The sequence below is a fragment of the Curtobacterium sp. 24E2 genome (assembly GCF_016925595.1).
In the GTDB taxonomy this organism is placed as follows: domain Bacteria; phylum Actinomycetota; class Actinomycetes; order Actinomycetales; family Microbacteriaceae; genus Curtobacterium.
Map to the genome: position 1 here is coordinate 2,572,874 of NZ_CP068987.1, position 18,856 is coordinate 2,591,729.

Genomic DNA, 18,856 nt, shown 5'->3' on the forward strand with positions numbered 1-18,856 from the left:
CCAGGCCGGACACACGAAGGGAACCGCATTGGCGCTCGACACCGCATGGGCCATCGACTGGGTCCGTCGCACGGCTGCGACGATCGACGAACACCGGGCAGAGCTCGTCACGCTCGACCGCGAGATCGGTGACGGGGACCACGGCGAGAACCTCGACCGCGGGTTCCGCGCCGTGCTCGAGGCCGTCGACGGCGGGTCCTTCGACACGCCCGGCGCCGTGCTGAAGACGGTCGCGACGAAGCTCATCTCGACCGTCGGCGGCGCCGCTGGTCCGCTGTTCGGCACCGCGTACCTGAAGGCAGCCCAGGCCGCGGGCGACGCATCCGAGCTCGACGCCGACGCGCTCGTCGCCGTGCTCGCTGCAGCGCGCGACGGCGTGGTCTCGCGCGGCAAGGCCGCCGTCGGCGACAAGACGATGGTGGACGCCTGGACCCCCGCGGTCGACGCCGCCACCGCAGCCGCCGCAGCCGGTGACGAGCCGGCAGCGGTGCTCGCCGCCGCGGCCGACGCCGCCACCTCGGGCGCCGAGGCCACCGAACCGCTCGTCGCCCACAAGGGGCGCGCGAGCTACCTCGGCGAACGCGCCGTCGGGCACCGCGACCCGGGCGCGCAGTCGACCGCGTACATCCTGCGCGCCGCGGTGGACGCGACGACGGGCGCCGCCGCGTGACCGTCGGCATCCTGATCGTCTCGCACAGCGCCGCCATCGCCTCCGGCACCGTCGAGCTCGCCCGCCAGATGGCGGCCGACGTGCCGCTCGTCGCGGCCGGCGGGACCGACGACGGTGGCATCGGCACGTCGTTCGAGGCGATCACCGCCGGCATCGAGGAGCTCGCCGACGCCGACGCCGTCGTGGTGCTGTGCGACCTCGGTTCGGCCTACCTGACCACCGACACGGCGCTCGACTTCCTCGACGATGACGTCCGCGCACGTGTGCACGTCTCGCAGGCACCCCTCGTCGAGGGCGCGGTCGCCGCGGCGGTCGCGGCCCAGACGGGTGGTGACGCCGAGGCAGTGCTCGCTGCTGCGGCGTCCGCCGCAGGGTCCGCGGACGACGCGAGCACCGCCTCCCGTCCGTCCGGTGACCAGCCGGGAGGCCCGGGGCCGGGTGACGGGGCGGCCAGCGTCGACGACGTGGCCGCGTCCGCGAGCGTCGAACTCGTGAACGAGACCGGCCTGCACGCCCGCCCCGCGGCGGAGTTCGTGAAGACGGCAGCCAAGTACGACGCAGCGGTGCGCGTGAACGGCGTGGACGCGAAGAGCCTGCTGGCGATCATGGCGCTGGCGCTGCCGAAGGGTGCCACCGTGTCGATCGAGGCGAGCGGGACCGATGCGCAGGTCGCGGTCGACGCACTGGTGGAGCTGGTGCGGAGCGGTTTCGGCGAGTAGGCGTCGCCGCTCGCCGTCCCGCGCTCAGCGGATGGACACCGTGCCGGCCAGGTCGAGGTCCGACGGCCCACCGGTGACGCCCGCATCGGCGAGGAGCGTCGCGCCGAACACCGCGCTCCAGAACGTCCGGGAATCACGGCCGACACCGCTCGGACTCGTCCAGCCGTGCTCCGCGACGACGCGATCGAGGTAGCGCTCCGACTGCCGGAACAGGACCGCGAGCAGGAGTCGCACGCGCTCGCGCTGGGCGTCGTCGTCACCGGCGGCGGCCAGCGCGCGCACGACGAGCAGTGTCGACGGCATGGCGAGTGCCGTGCGTGCGAGCACCTGACGGAACGCGTCGGCGGACCCGGCGCGCCGACCGGCTGCCTGCAAGCGCGTCGTGTCGCGGAGGAAGAGCGCGAAGGCGGCGTCGAGGACGAGGCGGTCCTTCGAGCCGTAGTGGTGCGTGATCTGGTTCGGGTAGACCCCGGCCGCCCGGGCGATCTCGCTGACGGTGACGACGTGGCGTGCGGTGCTGGCTCCGGCCGCGTCGCCGGCCGCCCCTGCGCTGAGGAGTCCGGCGGTCGCGGCGAGGATCCTCGCCCGGGTCGCTGCGCCGCGGGTCGTCCCGGTGCCGTCGGTGGTTGCCATCTCTGAATTGTACGTGGTACAACTCCACTTGTTCAACGTACAAGAAGGAGCACTCGTGGACATCTCCATCACCGGCTACGGCGCCGTCTCACCGTTCGGCCACGGCGTCGCGCCGCTGTGGGAGGCCCTGGTCGCCGGACGCTCCGGCGTGCACGAGCTGCACCGCGACGGGCAGCTCTGGGAGCGGGTGCCGATCACGGTCGGCGCCGACGCGGCACTCGACGCCGAGTCCGCGCTCGGTCGCGTCCGGGCGAACCGGCTCGACCGCAGCCAGCAGCTCGCGCTGGTCGCCGCCGGCGAGGCCTGGTCCGACGCCGGCGCGCCCGCCGTCGCGGGCGACCGCCTGGCCGTCGTCGTCGGGACCGGCATCGGGGGAGTGGAGACGCTGCTCGACGCGCACGACGTGCTCGGGACCTCGGGTGCTCGTCGGGTGTCGCCCCGGACCGTCCCGATGCTCATGGCCAACGGGGCCGCGGCGCAGATCAGCATCGAGTACGGCGCCCGCGCCGGTGCGTACACGACCGTCTCGGCGTGCGCGTCCGGTGCCGAGGCGATCGCGACCGCCGCGCGGCTCATCGTCACGGGGGAGGCCGACGTCGTCATCGCGGGCGGTACCGAAGCAGCGGTCACCCCGGTCACCATGGCCTCGTTCGCGCAGTCCCAGGCCCTCGCGAAGCCCGACGGTGACGACCCCACCACGTTGTCACGACCGTTCGACGCCGACCGCCGCGGGTTCGTCCTCGGCGAGGGTGCCGGGTTCGTCGTCCTGGAACGGGCCGCGCACGCCGCCGCCCGCGCACAGCGGTCGCACGGCACGCTCGCCGGGTGGGGGATCACGTCGGACGCCTTCCACATCACCGCCCCGCTCGGGGACGGCAGCGAACAGGAGCGCGCGATGACGGCGGCGATCCGGATGGCCGGGCTCACCGGTGCGGACATCGACCACGTCAACGCGCACGCGACCGGGACCCCGGTCGGGGACGTCGGCGAGGCAGCGGCGATCGGTCGAGCGGTCGGGACCGGCGCGCTCGTCACCGCGCCGAAGAGCGCCATCGGGCACATGTTCGGTGCGGCGGGAGCGGTCGAGGCGATCCTGACGGTCCGGACGCTCGAGACCGGGGTCGTGCCGCCGACCCTGAACCTGCAGCACCAGGACCCGGCGATCGACCTGGACGTGGTGGCGGGGACCGCTCGGACCGCGACCATGCGTGCGGCGCTGGGCAACTCGTTCGGGTTCGGCGGGCAGAACGCCTCGTTGGTGTTCACCGCGGTCTGAGGGGCGCGGGGGCCGACGTATCCTGACTGCCATGAGCATGGAAGGCGTGGCCTGGAGCTCGCTCTACAAGATCTCCACCGCCAAGGACGGCAAGCACGGCATCTCCCGTGAGTCGGTCCGGCGGATCATGACGTTCGCAGTGCCCTACCGGGCCAAGCTGGTGGTCTTCATCGTCCTCTCCGTCGTGGGCGCCGTCCTGGCGGTCGCGACACCCGTGCTCGCCGGCCGGGTGGTCGACGTCATCGTCGCCCGTGGCGCGCTCGGCACGATCACCTGGCTCGCGGTCGTCATCGCCCTGGTCGCCGTGGGCGACGCAGGGGTGTCGCTCGCGACGCGCTGGTTCTCGGCACGCATCGGCGAGGGCGTGATCCTGGACCTCCGGACCGCCGTGTTCAACCACGTGCAGAAGATGCCGATCGCCTTCTTCACCCGCACACGCACGGGTGCCCTCGTCAGTCGCCTCAACAACGACGTGATCGGCGCACAGCAGGCCTTCAGCGGCACGCTGTCCGGCGTGGTCACGAACACCGTGGCGCTGATCCTCACCCTGACCGTCATGCTCAGCACGTCCTGGCTCGTGACCGTCCTGGCGATCGTCATGCTCCCGGTCTTCCTGGTCCCCGCGCGCCGCATGGGCAGCCGCCTCGCCGCGCTGCGTCGCGAGGCCGCCGACCACAACGCCGCCATGAGCACGCAGATGACCGAGCGCTTCTCCGCGCCCGGCGCCACCCTCGTGAAGCTGTTCGGCCGTCCCGACGAGGAAGCGGAGGAGTTCCGGGTGCGCGCCGCCCGCGTCCGCGACATCGGCGTGCGGAGTGCCCTGCTGCAGTTCGTCTTCGTCACCGCCCTCACCCTGGTCTCCGCCCTCGCCCTCGCGCTCGTCTACGGGGTCGGCGGCGCCCTCGCGCTCGGTGGCCAGCTGAACACGGGCGACGTGGTGACGCTGGCCCTCCTGCTCACCCGCCTCTACGCACCGCTGACCAGCCTCGCGAACGCCCGGGTGGAGATCATGAGCGCGGTGGTCAGCTTCGAGCGCGTCTTCGAGGTCCTCGACCTCGAACCGCTCATCCAGGAGAAGCCCGACGCCGGCACCGTCCCCGACGGCCCGGTGGCGGTCGAGTTCGACGACGTCCGTTTCGCCTACCCCGCTGCGGACAAGGTGTCCCTCGCCTCGCTCGAGGAGGTCTCCACGCTGGACACCCGCGGCGGTGACGAAGTGTTGCACGGCGTCTCGTTCCGGATCGAACCGGGGCAGACCGTCGCGCTCGTCGGCACCTCCGGGGCCGGCAAGTCCACGATCGCGCAGCTGCTCTCCCGCCTGTACGACGTCGACAGTGGCGCCGTCCGGCTGGCCGGGTCGGACGTCCGCGACGTCACGTTCGCCTCCATGCGGCACACCATGGGGATGGTGACGCAGGACGGCCACCTCTTCCACGAGACGATCCGCTCCAACCTGCGCCTCGCGCGGCCCGAGGCGACCGAGGACGAGGTGTGGGACGCCGTCCGGCGCGCGCGGCTCGAACCACTCATCCGCTCCCTGCCAGACCAGCTCGACACCATGGTCGGGGAGCGTGGCTACCGGTTGTCCGGCGGCGAGCGCCAGCGGATGACCATCGCCAGGCTCCTGCTCGCCCAGCCGCGCGTCGTCATCCTCGACGAGGCCACCGCGGCGCTGGACTCGACGTCCGAGGCCGCCGTGCAGGCTGCGCTCAGCGAGGCGCTCGAGGGGCGGACGGCGATGGTGATCGCCCACCGGCTGTCGACCATCCGCAGCGCGGACCTGATCCTCGTGGTCGAGGACGGGTCGATCGTCGAGCGTGGGACCCACGAGGAGCTGCTGGCCGTGGGCGGACGGTACGAGGAGTTGCACCGGACCCAGTTCGCCGTGCAGAAGGACGTCGCGGCCGATGAGGAAGCGCTACGCCCGAGCTAGGTCCTCAGGTCACGGCGCCGTGCTGAACTGCTGCAGTCCGGTGACCCGAAGCAGGTCGAGCTTCGCGGCGTCCTCGGTGCCGGGGACCGCGGTGTAGACGACGATCCGCAGGTCGCCGCCCGGCACCGTCAGCACGTCGCAGTCGATCTCGATGGGGCCGACGGGCGTGTGCACCTGCTTGCGGCTCGCCCGGTGCTCGGCGATGCGACCGGTGTCCCAGCGGCGTTCGAACTCCGGCGACTCCCGGCGCAGCCGCGCGACGAGCTCGGCCAGGTCGCGGTCGGCGGGGTAGCGACCGGACGCCTGCCGGAGGTCCGCAGCGAGGTCGCTCGAAAACTCTTCCTGGTGCTCGTCGTCCCACTCGACGCCGTCGTGGGCGTGCATGAAGTGCCGCCAGACGAAGTTGCGCTCGATCCCGACGGCCTGCGAGGGGTCACCGTTCAGCGCAGCCCACAGGTCGTTCCACAGCACGATGTCGTGCGTCGCCGTGAACACCGCGATCGGGACGTCGCCGAGCCGGTCGACGAGACGCTGCACCCCGGGTGTGATGTGCCGCGGGACGACCTGGAGCGACGGGGAGCGACGCCGGCGACCCTGCACAGGTGGTCGCGCTCGGCCGCGGTGAGCCGGAGCGCCGTGGCGAGGGCGCCGAGCAGCTGGGGTGAGGGGTTCAGCGCGCGGCCCTGCTCGAGCCGGACGACGTAGTCGACGCTCACCCCCGCGAGCGCTGCGAGTTCCTCGCGTCGGAGACCCGGGGTCCGTCGGCCGGGCCCGGCCGGCAGGCCGACCTCTTCGGGACGGACGCGGTCGCGCCAGGAACGCAATACACTCGCGAACTCGCTCATGTCCACCATCCTCGCCCCGCGCCTCCTGTCATTCCTGGTACTGGTGGTCCCACCGTCGCACGGTGCCTGGGGAGTCAGCCGCTCGGGCGGAGAGTGGGGGCATGACAACGACACTCATCACCGGAGCCAACCGCAGCCTCGGACTCGAGACCGTCCGCCGCCTGGTCGACGCGGGCCACACCGTGTACGCCGGCATGCGCGACCCCGCCACGGGCGACGAAGCACGCGCCCTCGGCGCCCAGGTGGTCCAGCTCGACGTGACCGACCAGGACAGCATCGACGCCGCGATCGCGACCATCCCAGCCCTCGACGTGCTCGTGAACAACGCCGGCATCCTCGGGACGTCGTTCGGCGTCGACGACCTCGACGCCGCCGCGATGTCCGCCGTGCTCGACACCAACGTCACCGGCATCGTCCGGGTCACGCAGGCGGTGCTCCCGCTCCTGCGGGCATCCGACCACCCCGTGATCGTGAACGTCGCCTCGGGCGTCGGGTTCGCCCGGTGGTTGACGACCCCGGGCCACGACGAGTACCCGGTGCCGGCTGTGCCCTACGCCGCGTCGAAGGCCGCGGTGATCGCGTTGACCGTGCAGTACGCGAAGAACCTGCCGGGGTTCCGCGTCAACGTCAGCGACCCCGGGTACACGGCCACCGAGTTCAACGGTTTCGGTGGACACCAGACGATCACCGAGGGCACCGACGCGACCGTCGCGCTCGCCACGGTCGGGCCGGACGGGCCGACGGGGAGTTCCACAACCGGGACGGCCGCATCGAGTACTGACGGTCGCTGGGCGCGGACGGTCGCGGTATCCGCTTCAGTCGTGCACATCGGCACCGAACCCCGCCCCAGGGCGCATCATCCAGCCCTCCGGGTCGGGGAGCGGACGGAACCCGAACCGCTCGTACAGGCCCTGCGCGTCGGCGGTGAACAGGGCGAACCGCTTCAACCCGAGTGGCTCGATCGCCTCGGTCACGCCCTGCACGAGGGCGACGCCGACGCCACGGCCACGAGCGTCCGGATCGACGAACACGTCGGCCAACCAGCCGAACGTCACCCCGTCGGTGATCACCCGGGCGTACCCGAGCTGCGCGCCCGTCGCCGTGTCGTAGACGCCGAAGTTACGGGACCCGGCGATGACCGCGTCCTGGGTGGCACGACTGCGACCCCGCGCCCAGTACGACTGCTCGCTGAGCCAGCGGTGCACGCGGTCGACGTCGAGGTCGGCGGGGTCGGCGGAGAAGTGCAGTGCGGTCGGTTCGTCCATGGGACCAGTGAACCGGCCGTCGCCGTCGGCGTGCAACGGCCGATCCGTCGTCTGTGGACAACACGACAGCACCGTCTGGGACGATGGCGGGATGCGCGCAGTCCAGTACGACCAGTTCGGATCCGCCCCGTCGATCGTCGACCTGCCCGATCCGGTGGCACCGGACCACGGGGCCGTCGTCCGGGTCGCGGCCACCGGGGTGTGCCGCAGTGACTGGCACGCCTGGAAGGGACACGACGACTCCGTCTCGCTGCCGCACGTCCCCGGGCACGAGTTCGCCGGTGTCGTCACGTCCGTCGGGGACGCGGTGACCCGGGTGTCGGTCGGGGACCGGGTGACCGCGCCCTTCGTGTTCGCCTGCGGGACGTGCCCGGAGTGCGTCGACGGCGCCACCCAGGTGTGCACGCGCCAGCAGCAACCCGGGTTCACGCTGCCCGGTTCCTACGCCGAGTCCGTCGTCATCCCGCACGCCGACGTCAACGTGGTCGCGCTCCCGGGGGCCGTGGGCTTCGCCGAGGCCGCGGCACTCGGGTGCCGGTTCGGGACGGCCTACCACGCCCTGCATGCCCGAGGTCGGGTCGCAGCAGGGGAGTGGGTGGCCGTGTTCGGCTGCGGCGGAGTCGGCCTGTCGACGATCATCGTCGCGGTCGCGGCGGGTGCGCAGGTGATCGCGGTCGACGTCTCGTCTGCGGCACTCGAACGTGCCGCAGCACTCGACGCCGTCACCCTGCCGATGGACGAAGCGGCAGTCGCCGCGGTCCGTGCTCGGACCGACGGCGGCGTGCACGTCTCGATCGACGCCTTCGGCAGCCGGGCGACCTCCGTCGCAGCGGTCGCATCCCTGCGCCCTCGGGGACGTCACGTGCAGGTCGGCCTGCTGCTCGACGACGAGGCCGAGCCGGTCATCCCGATGGGTCGCGTCATCGCCGATGAGCTCGAACTGCTCGGCAGCCACGGCATCTCGGTGGGGAGTACGCGGCGATGCTCGCCGACGTCGTCACCGGGCGACTGCGCCCGGACGACTCGATCGGCCGGACCATCGGCTTCGACGACCTGCCCGGCGCGATCGTGGCCATGGACCGTCCCGCCACGTCGACCGGGATGACCGTCGCCGTCTTCTAGCCGTCCGCGCTGACGCGGAGCAGCTGCACGGTGGCGTACCGGACGGCGTCCGATGCCTCGCGCAGGTCGTGGTCGAGCTGCATCGCGATCTGCTCGTCGGTCCACACCGCACCGGCCTCGATGGTGTCGAGGGGGTGCACGGGCCGCTCCGGTCGGTTCGCCCAGTCCGCCAGGTGCGTCGTGCGGTCGTCGCTCAGGGGGACACCCAGTGCGGCGTCGGGGTCGCGGTGAGCGCGGTGCGCCTCCGCCACGACCGTGTCGATGTCGATCGGGGGAGTCAGCCCGGAGATCCGGTAGCGGTCGGCGACCTCCTGCCACCACTCGGTCGCCCGTCGCACGTGCCCCTCGGCTCGACGGACCATCTGATCGGTGATGTCGGCCTCGTGCTCGGCGTCGGTCTCGGCCGTCAGGAAGCCGTCCGAGTACCCGAGGATCCCCACGAGGTCGTCGGCTTCGGACCGGAGCAGTGGACGTGCGCCGTCCTCGACCGACTCGACGGTCGCGGCGTCCCAGTGCCAGCCGCGCAGCCGCATCCGGAGGGCCAGGTCGTCAGGATCGGAACCGGCCAGTCGTTCGCGGACGCCCCGGAGGTTCCGGCCGATCTGAGCATCGGTGAGTGTCATGGCGACGACGCTCCGCATGCGACGCCGTCGGCGTCTCGGCGGTCACCGCGACGCCGAACGGTACACCAGCCCGAGCGCACCGCCGGCGAACGTCTCGGAACTGACCAGGTGCAGGTCGAGCTCGTCCGGCAGCCCCCTCGGCTCGACGGACCATCTGATCGGTGATGTCGGCCTCGTGCTCGGCGTCGGTCTCGGCCGTCAGGAAGCCGTCCGAGTACCCGAGGATCCCCACGAGGTCGTCGGCTTCGGACCGGAGCAGTGGACGTGCGCCGTCCTCGACCGACTCGACGGTCGCGGCGTCCCAGTGCCAGCCGCGCAGCCGCATCCGGAGGGCCAGGTCGTCAGGATCGGAACCGGCCAGTCGTTCGCGGACGCCCCGGAGGTTCCGGCCGATCTGAGCATCGGTGAGTGTCATGGCGACGACGCTCCGCATGCGACGCCGTCGGCGTCTCGGCGGTCACCGCGACGCCGAACGGTACACCAGCCCGAGCGCACCGCCGGCGAACGTCTCGGAACTGACCAGGTGCAGGTCGAGCTCGTCCGGCAGCCCCGCGAACACGCCGTCGCCGGAGCCGAGCACCACCGGAAGCACGGCAAGCCGGTACTCGTCGACCAGGCCGGCGCGGACGAGGCTGCGACCGAACTCCGTTCCGCCCTGGGCGAGGACGTACCCGTCCGACTCCTGCTTGAGCGCTGCCACTTCGGCCTCGAGCAGTCCGGATGCGACCCGCGCACCGGTCCAGGTCGCCGCCGCAGGGGAGCCACGGTCGGGGACTGCCACTGTTCGCGGATCGAAGTCACGCTGCGTGGTGAAGACGACCTTGGGGATCCGGTTCATCGGTTCGGCGATCGGCCCGGGTGCCGCCGGCCAGAACGCTGAGACAGTCTCGAATGTCTTGCGGCCGAAGGCGTGCAGGTCGGCACCCGCCACGGTGTCGAGCACCCAGGCCATCGAGTCCGGGCTCCCGCCGCGGAACATCCAGTCGGAGTCGGCGCGACGACCAGCCACGAAACCGTCCAGCGACATCGACATCTTCAGGACGAGTTCACGCACGGGGAACCCCTGTCCGGACCTGAGTTGACATAATATGCATTATCGGCGCACGCTCGGAAGTGACGCCGAACGGGCTTGGTGAGCAGAAAAGTCGAGTCCACACGTGGGACTCGACCTTTTCTGCTCACTCGATGGCGGAACGTCAGTCGACTGGCTTCGTCGGGACGTCGTCGGCGTCGATCTCGAGCGCCGCTGGTTCGGCGCCCTGTTCCTCCAGGTTCTCCTGGTCGGTGTCCGGCTGCTCCGGCGTCTCGCTCTGGGTGGTCTCTTCGGCTGGGTCTGGCTGGCTGTAGCTCATGCGCCGGACGGTACGCCGAACGGGCTGAGGACGCATCGGGCTCCATTCAGAGCGCGTCACTGTCGGATGGCCGGTCGACGCCGCGGGAGGAACGATACGTGCGGCCGGACGCCGGGTGGTCGACGGTGGCTGGATGGCCGTCGAACAAGCGGTCGCGAGCCTCAGACACATCACCGGCCTCGAGCCCGACCTCGACCGTGTGCGCGCTGCCTTCACCGGGTTCCTCGCCGAAGGGCGAACCGCCGGTGACCGGACCTGACGCGAAGCCGTCGAGTGAGCAGAAGAGGTCGAGTCCAGATGACGGACTCGACCTCTTCTGCTCACGATGCACGCCCGCGGACGTCACGCGTACGCCCTCGGACGGGCCTCCATCACGACTGGGTGAGGATGACCGCCGTCAGGATGTAACCGACGATGCCGATGACGATCGCGACGGCCGACAGGATGATGCCGGCGAGGACGGTGCCGCGGCTCCCCGCGCTTGCGCGCCACCCGAATCGCACCGGCAACGTTCAGGTTTCGTGTACGAACCTGTCCCCTGCTTCAGGCGCCGACGTAGGCCGCCAGGTGCTGGCCGGTCAGGGTCGAGCGGGCGGCGACGAGGTCGGCGGGCGTGCCCTCGAACACGATCCGTCCGCCGTCGTGCCCTGCGCCCGGCCCGAGGTCGATGATCCAGTCGGCATGCGCCATCACGGCCTGGTGGTGCTCGATCACCACGACGGTCTTGCCCGAGTCCACCAAGCGGTCGAGCAGCCCGAGCAGCTGTGCGACGTCCGCCAGGTGCAGTCCGGTGGTCGGTTCGTCGAGCACGACGGTGCCGCCACGCTCACCGAGGTGGGTCGCCAGCTTGAGCCGCTGCCGTTCTCCGCCGGACAGCGTCGTGAGTGGCTGCCCGATGGTCAGGTACCCGAGTCCGACGTCGGCCAGGCGCGCAAGGATCGTGTGCGCAGCAGGCAGCACGGCCGGACCGTCGGCGAAGAACGCCACAGCCTCGGCGACGGACATGCCGAGGACCTGGCTGATGTCCTTGCCACCGAGCTGGTAGCCGAGCACCGACTGGTCGAACCGCTTGCCGTCGCACTCCACGCACGGGGTGGCGATGCCGGCCATCATCCCGAGGTCGGTGTACACGACACCGGCGCCGTTGCACGCGGGGCAGGCGCCCTCGGAGTTCGCGCTGAACAGCGCGGGCTTCACGCCGTTGGCCTTCGCGAACGCCTTGCGGATGGGCTCGAGCAGTCCGGTGTACGTCGCCGGGTTGCTGCGTCGGGAGCCGCGGATCCCGCTCTGGTCGATGGCCACGACACCCTCGCGATGCGCGAGCGACCCGTGGATCAGCGTGCTCTTGCCGGACCCGGCGACGCCCGTCACGACGGTGAGCACCCCGGTGGGGACGTCCACGTCGACGTCGTGCAGATTGTGCGCCGACGCACCGCGGATCGCGATCACCCCGTCGGACCGGCGGACGGCGGTCTTCACCGAGACGCGGTCGTCGAGGTGCTGACCGGTGATGGTCCCGCTCCCCCGCAGCCCCTGCACCGGGCCCTGGTAGCAGAGCGTCCCGCCGCCGGAGCCGGCGCCCGGGCCGAGATCGACGACGTGGTCGGCGATCGCGATGACCTCGGGCTTGTGCTCGACCACGAGCACGGTGTTCCCCTTGTCGCGCAGCCGCAGCAGCAGGCCGTTCATCCGCTCGATGTCGTGCGGGTGCAAGCCCGTGCTCGGCTCGTCGAAGACGTACGTGACGTCGCTGAGGGACGACCCGAGGTGCTTCACCATCTTGACCCGCTGCCCCTCTCCCCGGACAGCGTGCCGGTCGGGCGGTCGAGCGAGAGGTAGCCGAGACCGATCTCGACGAACGACTCGAGCAGGTCGCGGAGGCCGTCGAGCAGCGGCGCGACGCCGGGGTCGTCGATGGCCCGCAGCCACGGCACGACGTCGGTGATCTGCATCGAACAGACGTCGGCGATGCTCTTCCCGCTGATCCTCGACGAGCGGGCTATGTCGTTCAGCCGGGTGCCGCCGCACGCCGGGCACGTCGTGAAGGTGACCGCGCGGTCGACGAAGGCACGGATGTGCGGCTGCATCGCCTCGCGGTCCTTCTGCAGCATCGAACGGCGCACCCGGGGACGAGCCCCTCGTACGTCATGTTGATGCCGGCGATCTTCTGCTTCGTGGGCTCGCGGTAGAGGAAGTCGGCGCGCTCCTGCTCGGTGAAGTCGCGGATCGGGGTGTCCTTGTCGAAGTACCCGGACTCCGCGTACATCCGGACGTTCCACCCGTCGGTGCCGTAGCCGGGGATCGTGATCGCCCCGTCGCCGAGCGCCTTCGAGTCGTCGAACAGCTGCGTCAGGTCGATGTCGTTGACGAGCCCGCGCCCCTCGCAGTCTGCGCACATGCCACCGAGCCGGGTGAACGAGACCTTCTCGGCCTTGGCGTCCTTGCCCTTCTGCACCGTGATCGCTCCCCGGCGGTGACCGTCGCCAGGTTGAACGAGAACGCGTTCGGACCGCCGACGTGCGGGTCGCCCAGACGACTGAAGAGCACGCGCAGCATCGCGTTCGCATCGGTGGCGGTGCCGACGGTCGACCGCGGGTCGGCGCCGATGCGCTCCTGGTCGACGACGATCGCGGTGGTCAGTCCGTCGAGCAGGTCGACGTCGGGTCGCGCGAGCGACGGCATGAAGCCCTGCACGAAGGCGCTGTACGTCTCGTTGATCATCCGCTGCGACTCGGCGGCGACGGTGCCGAACACGAGCGAGCTCTTGCCGGACCCGGACACACCGGTGAACACCGTGAGTCGACGCTTCGGCAGGTCGACGTCGATCCCCTGCAGGTTGTTGGCGCGGGCACCGCGCACGCGGATGCGATCGTGGCCATCGGCGGCGTGCACGCTCCGGCTCTGAACGGCGTCGTCTCCGGAACTGGTATGCATGTCGATCAGCGTACCGGCGGGTACCGACACCGACAATGCAATCCCGCACCGTGCGTTGGACGCACCCCACCACCGGACAGGAGGCACGGGTCAGGCCCGCACCGCGCCTCCCGTCAGCACCGTGCGCGCCTTCTCACCCCGTGCGCGCTTCCGCGCACCGTGCAGCGCCACAAGCGCGCACCACGCCACCGACCCCGCACCGACCGACGGACCCGGCACCGTGCGTTGGACGCGACCCACCACCGGACAGGAGGCACGGGTCAGGCGGCGGCGAACCGACGCACCAGCTCCGGCAGCTCCGCCGGTTCGAACGGTTCATCGGTGTCGTCGAGCTCGTCGGCGGTCCACCAGCGCGACGCGAGGATGTCGACCCGCTCGTCGTCCGTCCACTCGGCGTCCGACAGCTCGAAGCCCGGTGTGCGCACGACGTAGAACTCGCTGTGGCCCCGGTCGTGGTCGGCGAGGTCCCACTCGACGGTGAAGTCCCAGGACCAGACCGGCTCGCCCGGGTCGTCGATGACGATCCCGGTCTCCTCGCGCAGTTCGCGGATCGCCGCGTCGCGGTGGGACTCCCCGCGTCGACTCCGCCGCCGGGCGTGATCCACCGGTGGGCACCGTCCGACGACGGCGAGTTCGTGTCCATCAGGAACACGCGCCCCTCGGGGTCGAGCAGGATGATGCGGGAGGTTCGGCGCAGGCCGGGCTTGGCAGTCACCCGCCCGACGCTAGCCGACGAAGCCGCTGACGTCGCCGACGAGCTTGGTGTGGTCGGCGGGGATCGGCTCGATCGCGGCGAGGGCGATCTCGGCGGCGAACTCCGACACGCTGTAGAGCTTGCCGACCTCTTGCCGGCGGCCCTCGATCGCGCCGGGGTTCAGGCGGTTCAGCAGGGTCGCGGTGATCGTGCCCTCGATCATGTCGCCGGAGACGACGACGAACTCGATGCCCGCGGCCTCGAGCTGCGGGATGAGCTCACGGAGGGCGAGCTCGCCGGCGCGCTTGCTCTTGGCGACCGGGACGTACTCGTCCATCGTCTCGGCGGTCTCGACGAAGTGGGCCTGGTGGCTCGTCACGAACACGACGCGCGACCCGGCGGGCATGTGCGGCACGGCGGTCTGGAGCATGTCGACCTGCGCGTCGCGGTTCAGGCGGAGTGCGTAGTCCTCGCCGAGGCCGGACTCCATGCCACCCGAGGCGTTCAGGACGAGCAGGTCGATGCCGCCCCACTCCTGCACGACGGTGTCGACGAGCGCCTGCACCGATTCGTGGTCGGTCAGGTCGGCGCCGATCGCCAGGGCGGAGCCGCCGGCCGCGACGACCTTCTCGGCGATCTGCTCGGCGCGCTTGGCCTTGTTGCGGTAGTTCACGACGACCTTGGCGCCGGCGCCGGCCAGGTACCCGACGGTGTCGGCGCCGATGCCGCGCGACGAGCCGGTGACGACGGCGCGCGTGTCGGTGAGGGATCCGGGGGCGAGGGGGTTGCTCACAGTCGTGTTCTCCAGGTCGTGTTCCGGCCGGTCGGCCGCACCGAGCCTACCAATCGCCTGCACGGCCGACCGACCCTCCTGATATGTTGAACGGAGTTGTACCGGCCGTCGCGACGCTGCGAGCCACGGCGCGCGACCGAGGGAGGGAGATCGCGTGAACGGAATCGATTGGATCCAGACCATCGTCTGGATCGGACTCGTGTTGCTGCTGGGAGTGGTCGAGATCTTCACCCTCGACTTCATCTTCATCATGCTCGCGGCCGGAGCCGCCGGTGGGTTGATCGCCGCTCTGCTCGGCGCCCCGTGGTGGCTGTCCGCCATCGTCTCCGCCGTGCTCGCGCTCGTGCTGCTGTCGCTCGTGCGACCGCGCCTGCTGCTCATGCTCGGCCGAGGCGCCGACCCGCACCGCACGAACATCGAGGGGCTCATCGGGCTCCCCGGCACCGTCGCCGTTGCCTTCACATCCTCTGCTCCCGGCCAGGTCCGCCTGGCCAACGGCGAGACCTGGAGCGCACGGTTCGCCGTGGGCGCCATCGACCGCACACCGCCACTCGGCACCCCCGTGGTCGTCGAGTCGATCGAGGGTCGACCGCGGTCGTGCGCCTCGCAGAAAGGGCCACCTCGTGACCATCTCACCCGGGACGATCGCACTGCTCGTCCTGATCCTCGTCGTCGTCATCTTCGTGATCGTCGTCCTGGCCAAGGCGATCCGCATCGTCCCGCAGGCCACCGCGGGCATCGTGGAACGCCTCGGCAAGTACCACAAGACGCTCTCGCCGGGCCTGAACCTGCTCGTGCCGTTCATCGACCGCCTGCGCCCCCTGCTCGACATGCGCGAGCAGGTCGTGTCGTTCCCGCCGCAGCCGGTGATCACCGAGGACAACCTCGTGGTCTCCATCGACACCGTCGTCTACTTCCAGGTCACCGACGCCCGCGCGGCGACCTACGAGATCGCGAACTACCTCGGTGCCGTCGAGCAGCTCACCACCACCACGCTCCGCAACGTCGTCGGTGGCCTCAACCTCGAAGAGGCCCTGACCAGCCGCGACAACATCAACGGTCAGCTCCGCGTCGTGCTCGACGAAGCGACCGGCAAGTGGGGCATCCGCGTCGGCCGTGTCGAGCTCAAGGCGATCGAGCCGCCCGTGTCGATCCAGGACGCCATGGAGCAGCAGCTGCGTGCCGAGCGGAGCCGTCGTGCCGCGATCCTGCAGGCCGAGGGCACCAAGCAGTCCCAGATCCTCGAGGCCGAGGGGCAGCGGCAGGCCGCCATCCTCGCAGCCGAGGGTGACGCCAAGGCCCAGGTGCTCCGCGCCGAGGGTGAAGCCTCTGCCATCGCCACGGTCTTCGAGGCCATCCACACCGGTGACCCCGACGACAAGCTGCTCTCCTACCAGTACCTGCAGATGCTCCCGAAGATCGCCGAGGGCACCGCGAACAAGCTCTGGATGATCCCGAGCGAGTTCACCGAAGCACTGTCCGGCATCGCGAAGGGCTTCTCCGGCGGACGGAGCGGCAGCGGCCCGGTCGCCGGCGCCGGCACCGGCGGGGACTTCCTCTCCCGCATCTCCAAGCTCGCGAACGAGAGCCTGGCGAACACCGCCGCTGCCGGGTCGGCCGACACGACCATGCCGCGTGCGGATGCCACCGCCGCGGACATCGTCCCCGAGTCCGACCTCGACGCACGACTGGCCGAGTCGAACCGGAGCGTCGACGCGCACCTCGCAGCCGCCGATGACGCGACCGCCGAGAAGGTCGACGACGCACCGGCCCCGCAGGCCGACGCTGCGCAGCACCCGAACGACGAAGCGTCCGGGCACCGCACCAGCGACGGCTCCGGCCGACGCTGACCCGCACCACCACGAACGACGATGCCCGCCCCGGGGAACCGGGGCGGGCATCGTCGTTCGTCAGGTGGTGGTGTCAGGCACCGCGTCGTGCACGGAGGACCTGCAGGCGCTCTTGGAGGAGCTCCTCGAGTTCCTCACGCGAGCGACGCTCGAGCAGCATGTCCCAGTGGGTACGGGGCGCCTTGACGTCCTCTGCTGCGACCTCGACGGGGATGCCGTCGTCACCGAGCAGGCGTCCTTCGCGGCCGGAGCGTGGCTCCGACCAGGTCTGGGGCACGTCTGCATCAGCGGAGAAGACGATGTCGAAGGTCTCCCCGAATCGGTCTGGTAGACCGCGCGCTTGCGGTCCGAGAGCTCGACGCCCTCTTCGCTCTGGAGACTCTGACTCCCGAGCCGCATGCCGCGGAGACTCCGATCAGCCATGTGTGTGCTCCTCTCGCTCGTCTGCCCTCCACAACACTGTCCCACGCGCCGTCGTTCCCGACTGGGCGCATTCACAGTCCGTTCCCAGTGCGTGGTCCGGGCGCTCAGGTGCGCGGCCGTGGATCAGGAGCGCGTACGGCGTCCCCACGGCGCGCAGGCGAGCAGCACGAGGAGCCCGCCGAGCGACAGGAACAACGCGATCGACCCGGACGCGAGCGACGCCGGGGTCGTCGAGGTGCCGAGCGGCACGTCGGTCACCATCGAGGTCGCGGTGTACTCGGGGACCCGGTCGATGGTGCGTCCGGACGGGTCGATGACCTGCGAGGCGCCGACGGTCGAGATGTTGACGAGGGAACGACCGGTCTCGATCGCCCGCATCCGTGCGATCTCGAGCTGCTGCAGGTTCTCGTCGGTGCCGGAGAAGTCGGCGTTGTTCGTCTGCGCGAGGATCACCTGCGCTCCCCGCGCACCATGTCGCGGGACAGCCCGTCGTCGACGATGTCGAAGCAGATCGCGATGCCCGCCTTGATCCCCGCCACCGGCAGCACGTTGGGTTTCGTGCCCGGCGTGTAGTCGCGCTGCAGCAGGCCGATGAGGGACGGCGCGAGCTTCGAGAAGAACCACCGGTCCGGCACGTACTCGCCGAACGGCACCGGGCGCTTCTTGTCGTAGGACGACTGCCACCCGTCGGCGGTCCACACGAACGACGTGTTGTGCAGCACCCCGGACGGGGTCTGCGTGATGGCGCCGGCGACCAGCGGCGCCCCGACCGAGTCGACGACGGCGTCGAGCGACGACGCGATCACGGGCTGCTGGCGCGGGTCGAACTCGGCGGAGGCCTCGGGCCAGACGACGAGGTCGACGCCCTTCGCCTCGACGTCGGTCGCCGCGACCTGCGCCGCCAGGACCTCACCCGGCGCAGCACGGTCGAAGTACCCGGCCGGCCCGTTGCCCTGCACCGACTCGATCCGGACGGTGCCGGACGTCGCGGTCGGCCAGGCCGGCACCGCCAGGACGGCGGCGACGAGCAGGCCGGCGGTCGCGAGCCGGACCGGCAGCCGCAGGGTCGCGCCCGGCGCCCGCGGGGAGACGAGGGCGAGCGACACGACGACCGCGACGCAGTAGACGACCACGAACGTCACCCCGAGGACGCCGACGTACGCCGCGAGGTGGGTGAACGGCCCCTGCGACTGCGACAGGCCGACGCGCCCCCAGGCGAAACCGCCGTACGGCCAGCTCCCCGAGAACCACTCGCGTCCGGTCCACAGTGCGGCGACCACGGCCGGGAGGCCCCACACGCGTCCGGCGGTCGAGGGCACCGCGCGCGCGACCCAGCGGTACGCGAGGGCGATCGCGACGCTGCCGAGGGCGAAGAACGCCGCCTCCAACAACGCCAGTGCGAACCACGGGACGGGGCCCAGGTAGCGACCGGCCCACGAGATGGCCGGGATCCAGAACGCGGCACCCGCCACGTAGCCAAGCCACGCGGCTCTGCGGGCGCGTTGCCCCATCGCCGCGAGGAGCATGCAGGCCAGCGCCGGGAAGGCCAGGAACCACCAACCGGGCGACGGGAACGCGAGCGCGAAGAGCAGCCCGCCGATGACGGCGAGGGGCAGCGCGGTGCCCAGCGGGAGCGCCGCGAACGGGCCGTCCGCGTCCGCACCGCGGCCCACACGCGCGGGCACCCCACGCACACCGGTCTCCGGAACCCGCACCGTGCCTCC

The 18,856-nt window shown here is 71.2% G+C and carries 20 protein-coding genes and 3 pseudogenes; 8 read left to right on the plus strand and 15 right to left on the minus strand.

Annotated features, from left to right (window positions below):
- Window positions 1-28 precede the first annotated feature (28 nt).
- Together dhaL and dhaM are read left to right on the plus strand one after the other, a co-directional pair.
- Window positions 29-670 (plus strand): dihydroxyacetone kinase subunit DhaL, encoded by a 642-nt coding sequence (dhaL, locus tag JN350_RS12705; protein ID WP_205462438.1) that lies wholly within the window; start codon window positions 29-31, stop codon window positions 668-670.
- Window positions 667-1,389, plus strand: a complete 723-nt coding sequence (gene dhaM / locus JN350_RS12710; protein ID WP_205462439.1) for a dihydroxyacetone kinase phosphoryl donor subunit DhaM — start codon at window positions 667-669, stop codon at window positions 1,387-1,389. Before dhaL ends, dhaM begins: the two co-directional genes overlap by 4 nt.
- A 24-nt stretch (window positions 1,390-1,413) precedes the next feature.
- On the opposite strand, the gene JN350_RS12715 is transcribed toward dhaM, so the two are convergent.
- Window positions 1,414-2,022: a TetR/AcrR family transcriptional regulator C-terminal domain-containing protein gene (locus tag JN350_RS12715; RefSeq protein WP_205462440.1), complete on the minus strand. Its 609-nt coding sequence runs from the start codon at window positions 2,020-2,022 to the stop codon at window positions 1,414-1,416.
- A gap of 55 nt (window positions 2,023-2,077) precedes the next feature.
- On the opposite strand from JN350_RS12715, the gene JN350_RS12720 reads away from it, so the two are divergent.
- Window positions 2,078-3,298: a beta-ketoacyl-[acyl-carrier-protein] synthase family protein gene (locus tag JN350_RS12720; protein ID WP_205462441.1), complete on the plus strand. Its 1,221-nt coding sequence runs from the start codon at window positions 2,078-2,080 to the stop codon at window positions 3,296-3,298.
- Window positions 3,299-3,329: 31 nt separating this feature from the next.
- Window positions 3,330-5,231: an ABC transporter ATP-binding protein gene (locus tag JN350_RS12725; RefSeq protein ID WP_205462442.1), complete on the plus strand. Its 1,902-nt coding sequence runs from the start codon at window positions 3,330-3,332 to the stop codon at window positions 5,229-5,231.
- Between the two features lie 9 nt (window positions 5,232-5,240).
- On the opposite strand, the gene JN350_RS19575 is transcribed toward JN350_RS12725, so the two are convergent.
- Together JN350_RS19575 and JN350_RS19580 are read right to left on the minus strand one after the other, a co-directional pair.
- Entirely contained in the window at window positions 5,241-5,768 is a 528-nt protein-coding gene (locus JN350_RS19575) for an MmyB family transcriptional regulator (protein WP_240347310.1), read from the minus strand.
- Entirely contained in the window at window positions 5,672-6,085 is a 414-nt protein-coding gene (locus JN350_RS19580; protein WP_461963005.1) for a helix-turn-helix domain-containing protein, read from the minus strand. Before JN350_RS19580 ends, JN350_RS19575 begins: the two co-directional genes overlap by 97 nt.
- Window positions 6,086-6,177: 92 nt before the next feature.
- Here JN350_RS19580 and JN350_RS12735 point away from each other — a divergent pair.
- A pseudogene (locus JN350_RS12735) lies at window positions 6,178-6,717 on the plus strand (SDR family NAD(P)-dependent oxidoreductase); the annotation flags it as partial.
- A 174-nt stretch (window positions 6,718-6,891) separates the two neighbouring features.
- Here the strand turns inward: JN350_RS12735 and JN350_RS12740 are convergent.
- On the minus strand, window positions 6,892-7,341 hold the full coding sequence (locus JN350_RS12740; protein ID WP_205464454.1) for a GNAT family N-acetyltransferase: 450 nt from the start codon (window positions 7,339-7,341) through the stop codon (window positions 6,892-6,894).
- 91 nt (window positions 7,342-7,432) lie between these two features.
- Between JN350_RS12740 and JN350_RS12745 the strand changes: the two genes are divergently transcribed.
- Entirely contained in the window at window positions 7,433-8,446 is a 1,014-nt protein-coding gene (locus JN350_RS12745) for an alcohol dehydrogenase catalytic domain-containing protein (RefSeq protein ID WP_461963007.1), read from the plus strand.
- 13 nt (window positions 8,447-8,459) lie between these two features.
- Here JN350_RS12745 and JN350_RS12750 read toward each other — a convergent pair whose 3' ends face one another.
- The 3 genes from JN350_RS12750 to JN350_RS12760 all read right to left on the minus strand — a co-directional run bounded on the left by JN350_RS12750 (window position 8,460) and on the right by JN350_RS12760 (window position 10,438).
- The gene (locus JN350_RS12750; RefSeq protein ID WP_205462443.1) at window positions 8,460-9,086 is read right to left on the minus strand and encodes a hypothetical protein; all 627 of its coding nucleotides are present in this window, start codon (window positions 9,084-9,086) and stop codon (window positions 8,460-8,462) included.
- Between the two features lie 457 nt (window positions 9,087-9,543).
- Window positions 9,544-10,140 carry a dihydrofolate reductase family protein gene (locus JN350_RS12755; protein ID WP_205462444.1) on the minus strand — a complete coding sequence of 199 codons (597 nt, stop codon included), beginning with the start codon at window positions 10,138-10,140 and terminating at the stop codon, window positions 9,544-9,546.
- A 142-nt stretch (window positions 10,141-10,282) separates the two neighbouring features.
- On the minus strand, window positions 10,283-10,438 hold the full coding sequence (locus JN350_RS12760) for a hypothetical protein (protein ID WP_205462445.1): 156 nt from the start codon (window positions 10,436-10,438) through the stop codon (window positions 10,283-10,285).
- A gap of 133 nt (window positions 10,439-10,571) precedes the next feature.
- Here JN350_RS12760 and JN350_RS12765 point away from each other — a divergent pair, with 133 nt between their 5' ends.
- Window positions 10,572-10,697: a hypothetical protein gene (locus JN350_RS12765; RefSeq protein WP_205462446.1), complete on the plus strand. Its 126-nt coding sequence runs from the start codon at window positions 10,572-10,574 to the stop codon at window positions 10,695-10,697.
- A 112-nt stretch (window positions 10,698-10,809) separates the two neighbouring features.
- On the opposite strand, the gene JN350_RS20245 is transcribed toward JN350_RS12765, so the two are convergent.
- The 4 genes and pseudogenes from JN350_RS20245 to JN350_RS12780 form a co-directional block, all read right to left on the minus strand.
- Window positions 10,810-10,941, minus strand: a complete 132-nt coding sequence (locus JN350_RS20245; RefSeq protein WP_275897984.1) for a hypothetical protein — start codon at window positions 10,939-10,941, stop codon at window positions 10,810-10,812.
- 40 nt (window positions 10,942-10,981) lie between these two features.
- A pseudogene (locus tag JN350_RS12770) lies at window positions 10,982-13,372 on the minus strand (ATP-binding cassette domain-containing protein).
- Between the two features lie 260 nt (window positions 13,373-13,632).
- Complete coding sequence (locus JN350_RS12775; RefSeq protein ID WP_240347312.1) at window positions 13,633-13,977, minus strand: NUDIX domain-containing protein; 345 nt, start codon at window positions 13,975-13,977, stop codon at window positions 13,633-13,635.
- 120 nt (window positions 13,978-14,097) lie between these two features.
- On the minus strand, window positions 14,098-14,859 hold the full coding sequence (locus tag JN350_RS12780; RefSeq protein WP_205462447.1) for an SDR family oxidoreductase: 762 nt from the start codon (window positions 14,857-14,859) through the stop codon (window positions 14,098-14,100).
- Window positions 14,860-15,482: 623 nt separating this feature from the next.
- On the opposite strand from JN350_RS12780, the gene JN350_RS12790 reads away from it, so the two are divergent.
- Window positions 15,483-16,709 carry an SPFH domain-containing protein gene (locus JN350_RS12790; RefSeq protein ID WP_205462448.1) on the plus strand — a complete coding sequence of 409 codons (1,227 nt, stop codon included), beginning with the start codon at window positions 15,483-15,485 and terminating at the stop codon, window positions 16,707-16,709.
- Window positions 16,710-16,782: 73 nt separating this feature from the next.
- Here the strand turns inward: JN350_RS12790 and JN350_RS20950 are convergent, their stop codons facing one another.
- The 4 genes and pseudogenes from JN350_RS20950 to lnt form a co-directional block, all read right to left on the minus strand.
- Window positions 16,783-16,986 (minus strand): RNA polymerase-binding protein RbpA, encoded by a 204-nt coding sequence (locus JN350_RS20950; protein WP_461963012.1) that lies wholly within the window; start codon window positions 16,984-16,986, stop codon window positions 16,783-16,785.
- Window positions 16,977-17,132 (minus strand): annotated as a pseudogene (locus JN350_RS20955) (RNA polymerase-binding protein RbpA); the annotation flags it as partial. The gene JN350_RS20950 and the pseudogene JN350_RS20955, both read right to left, overlap by 10 nt.
- A gap of 123 nt (window positions 17,133-17,255) precedes the next feature.
- The gene (locus JN350_RS19585) at window positions 17,256-17,585 is read right to left on the minus strand and encodes a carbon-nitrogen hydrolase family protein (RefSeq protein WP_240347313.1); all 330 of its coding nucleotides are present in this window, start codon (window positions 17,583-17,585) and stop codon (window positions 17,256-17,258) included.
- A complete protein-coding gene (gene lnt / locus JN350_RS12800; protein WP_240347314.1) occupies window positions 17,582-18,817 on the minus strand; it encodes an apolipoprotein N-acyltransferase in 1,236 nt (411 codons plus the stop codon). The genes JN350_RS19585 and lnt overlap by 4 nt, the downstream gene beginning before the upstream one ends.
- Between the last annotated feature and the right edge of the window lie 39 nt (window positions 18,818-18,856).

What these genes read in the sequence shown, in the direction of transcription:
- JN350_RS12765 (WP_205462446.1), top strand. Translation starts at nt 10,572, where the DNA reads ATGGCCGTCGAACAAGCGGTCGCGAGCCTCAGACACATCACCGGCCTC.
- JN350_RS12725 (WP_205462442.1), top strand. Translation starts at nt 3,330, where the DNA reads ATGAGCATGGAAGGCGTGGCCTGGAGCTCGCTCTACAAGATCTCCACC.
- JN350_RS12745 (WP_461963007.1), top strand. Translation starts at nt 7,433, where the DNA reads ATGCGCGCAGTCCAGTACGACCAGTTCGGATCCGCCCCGTCGATCGTC.
- JN350_RS12715 (WP_205462440.1), bottom strand. Translation starts at nt 2,022, where the DNA reads ATGGCAACCACCGACGGCACCGGGACGACCCGCGGCGCAGCGACCCGG.
- JN350_RS12760 (WP_205462445.1), bottom strand. Translation starts at nt 10,438, where the DNA reads ATGAGCTACAGCCAGCCAGACCCAGCCGAAGAGACCACCCAGAGCGAG.
- JN350_RS12740 (WP_205464454.1), bottom strand. Translation starts at nt 7,341, where the DNA reads ATGGACGAACCGACCGCACTGCACTTCTCCGCCGACCCCGCCGACCTC.
- JN350_RS19580 (WP_461963005.1), bottom strand. Translation starts at nt 6,085, where the DNA reads ATGGTGGACATGAGCGAGTTCGCGAGTGTATTGCGTTCCTGGCGCGAC.
- JN350_RS12750 (WP_205462443.1), bottom strand. Translation starts at nt 9,086, where the DNA reads ATGACACTCACCGATGCTCAGATCGGCCGGAACCTCCGGGGCGTCCGC.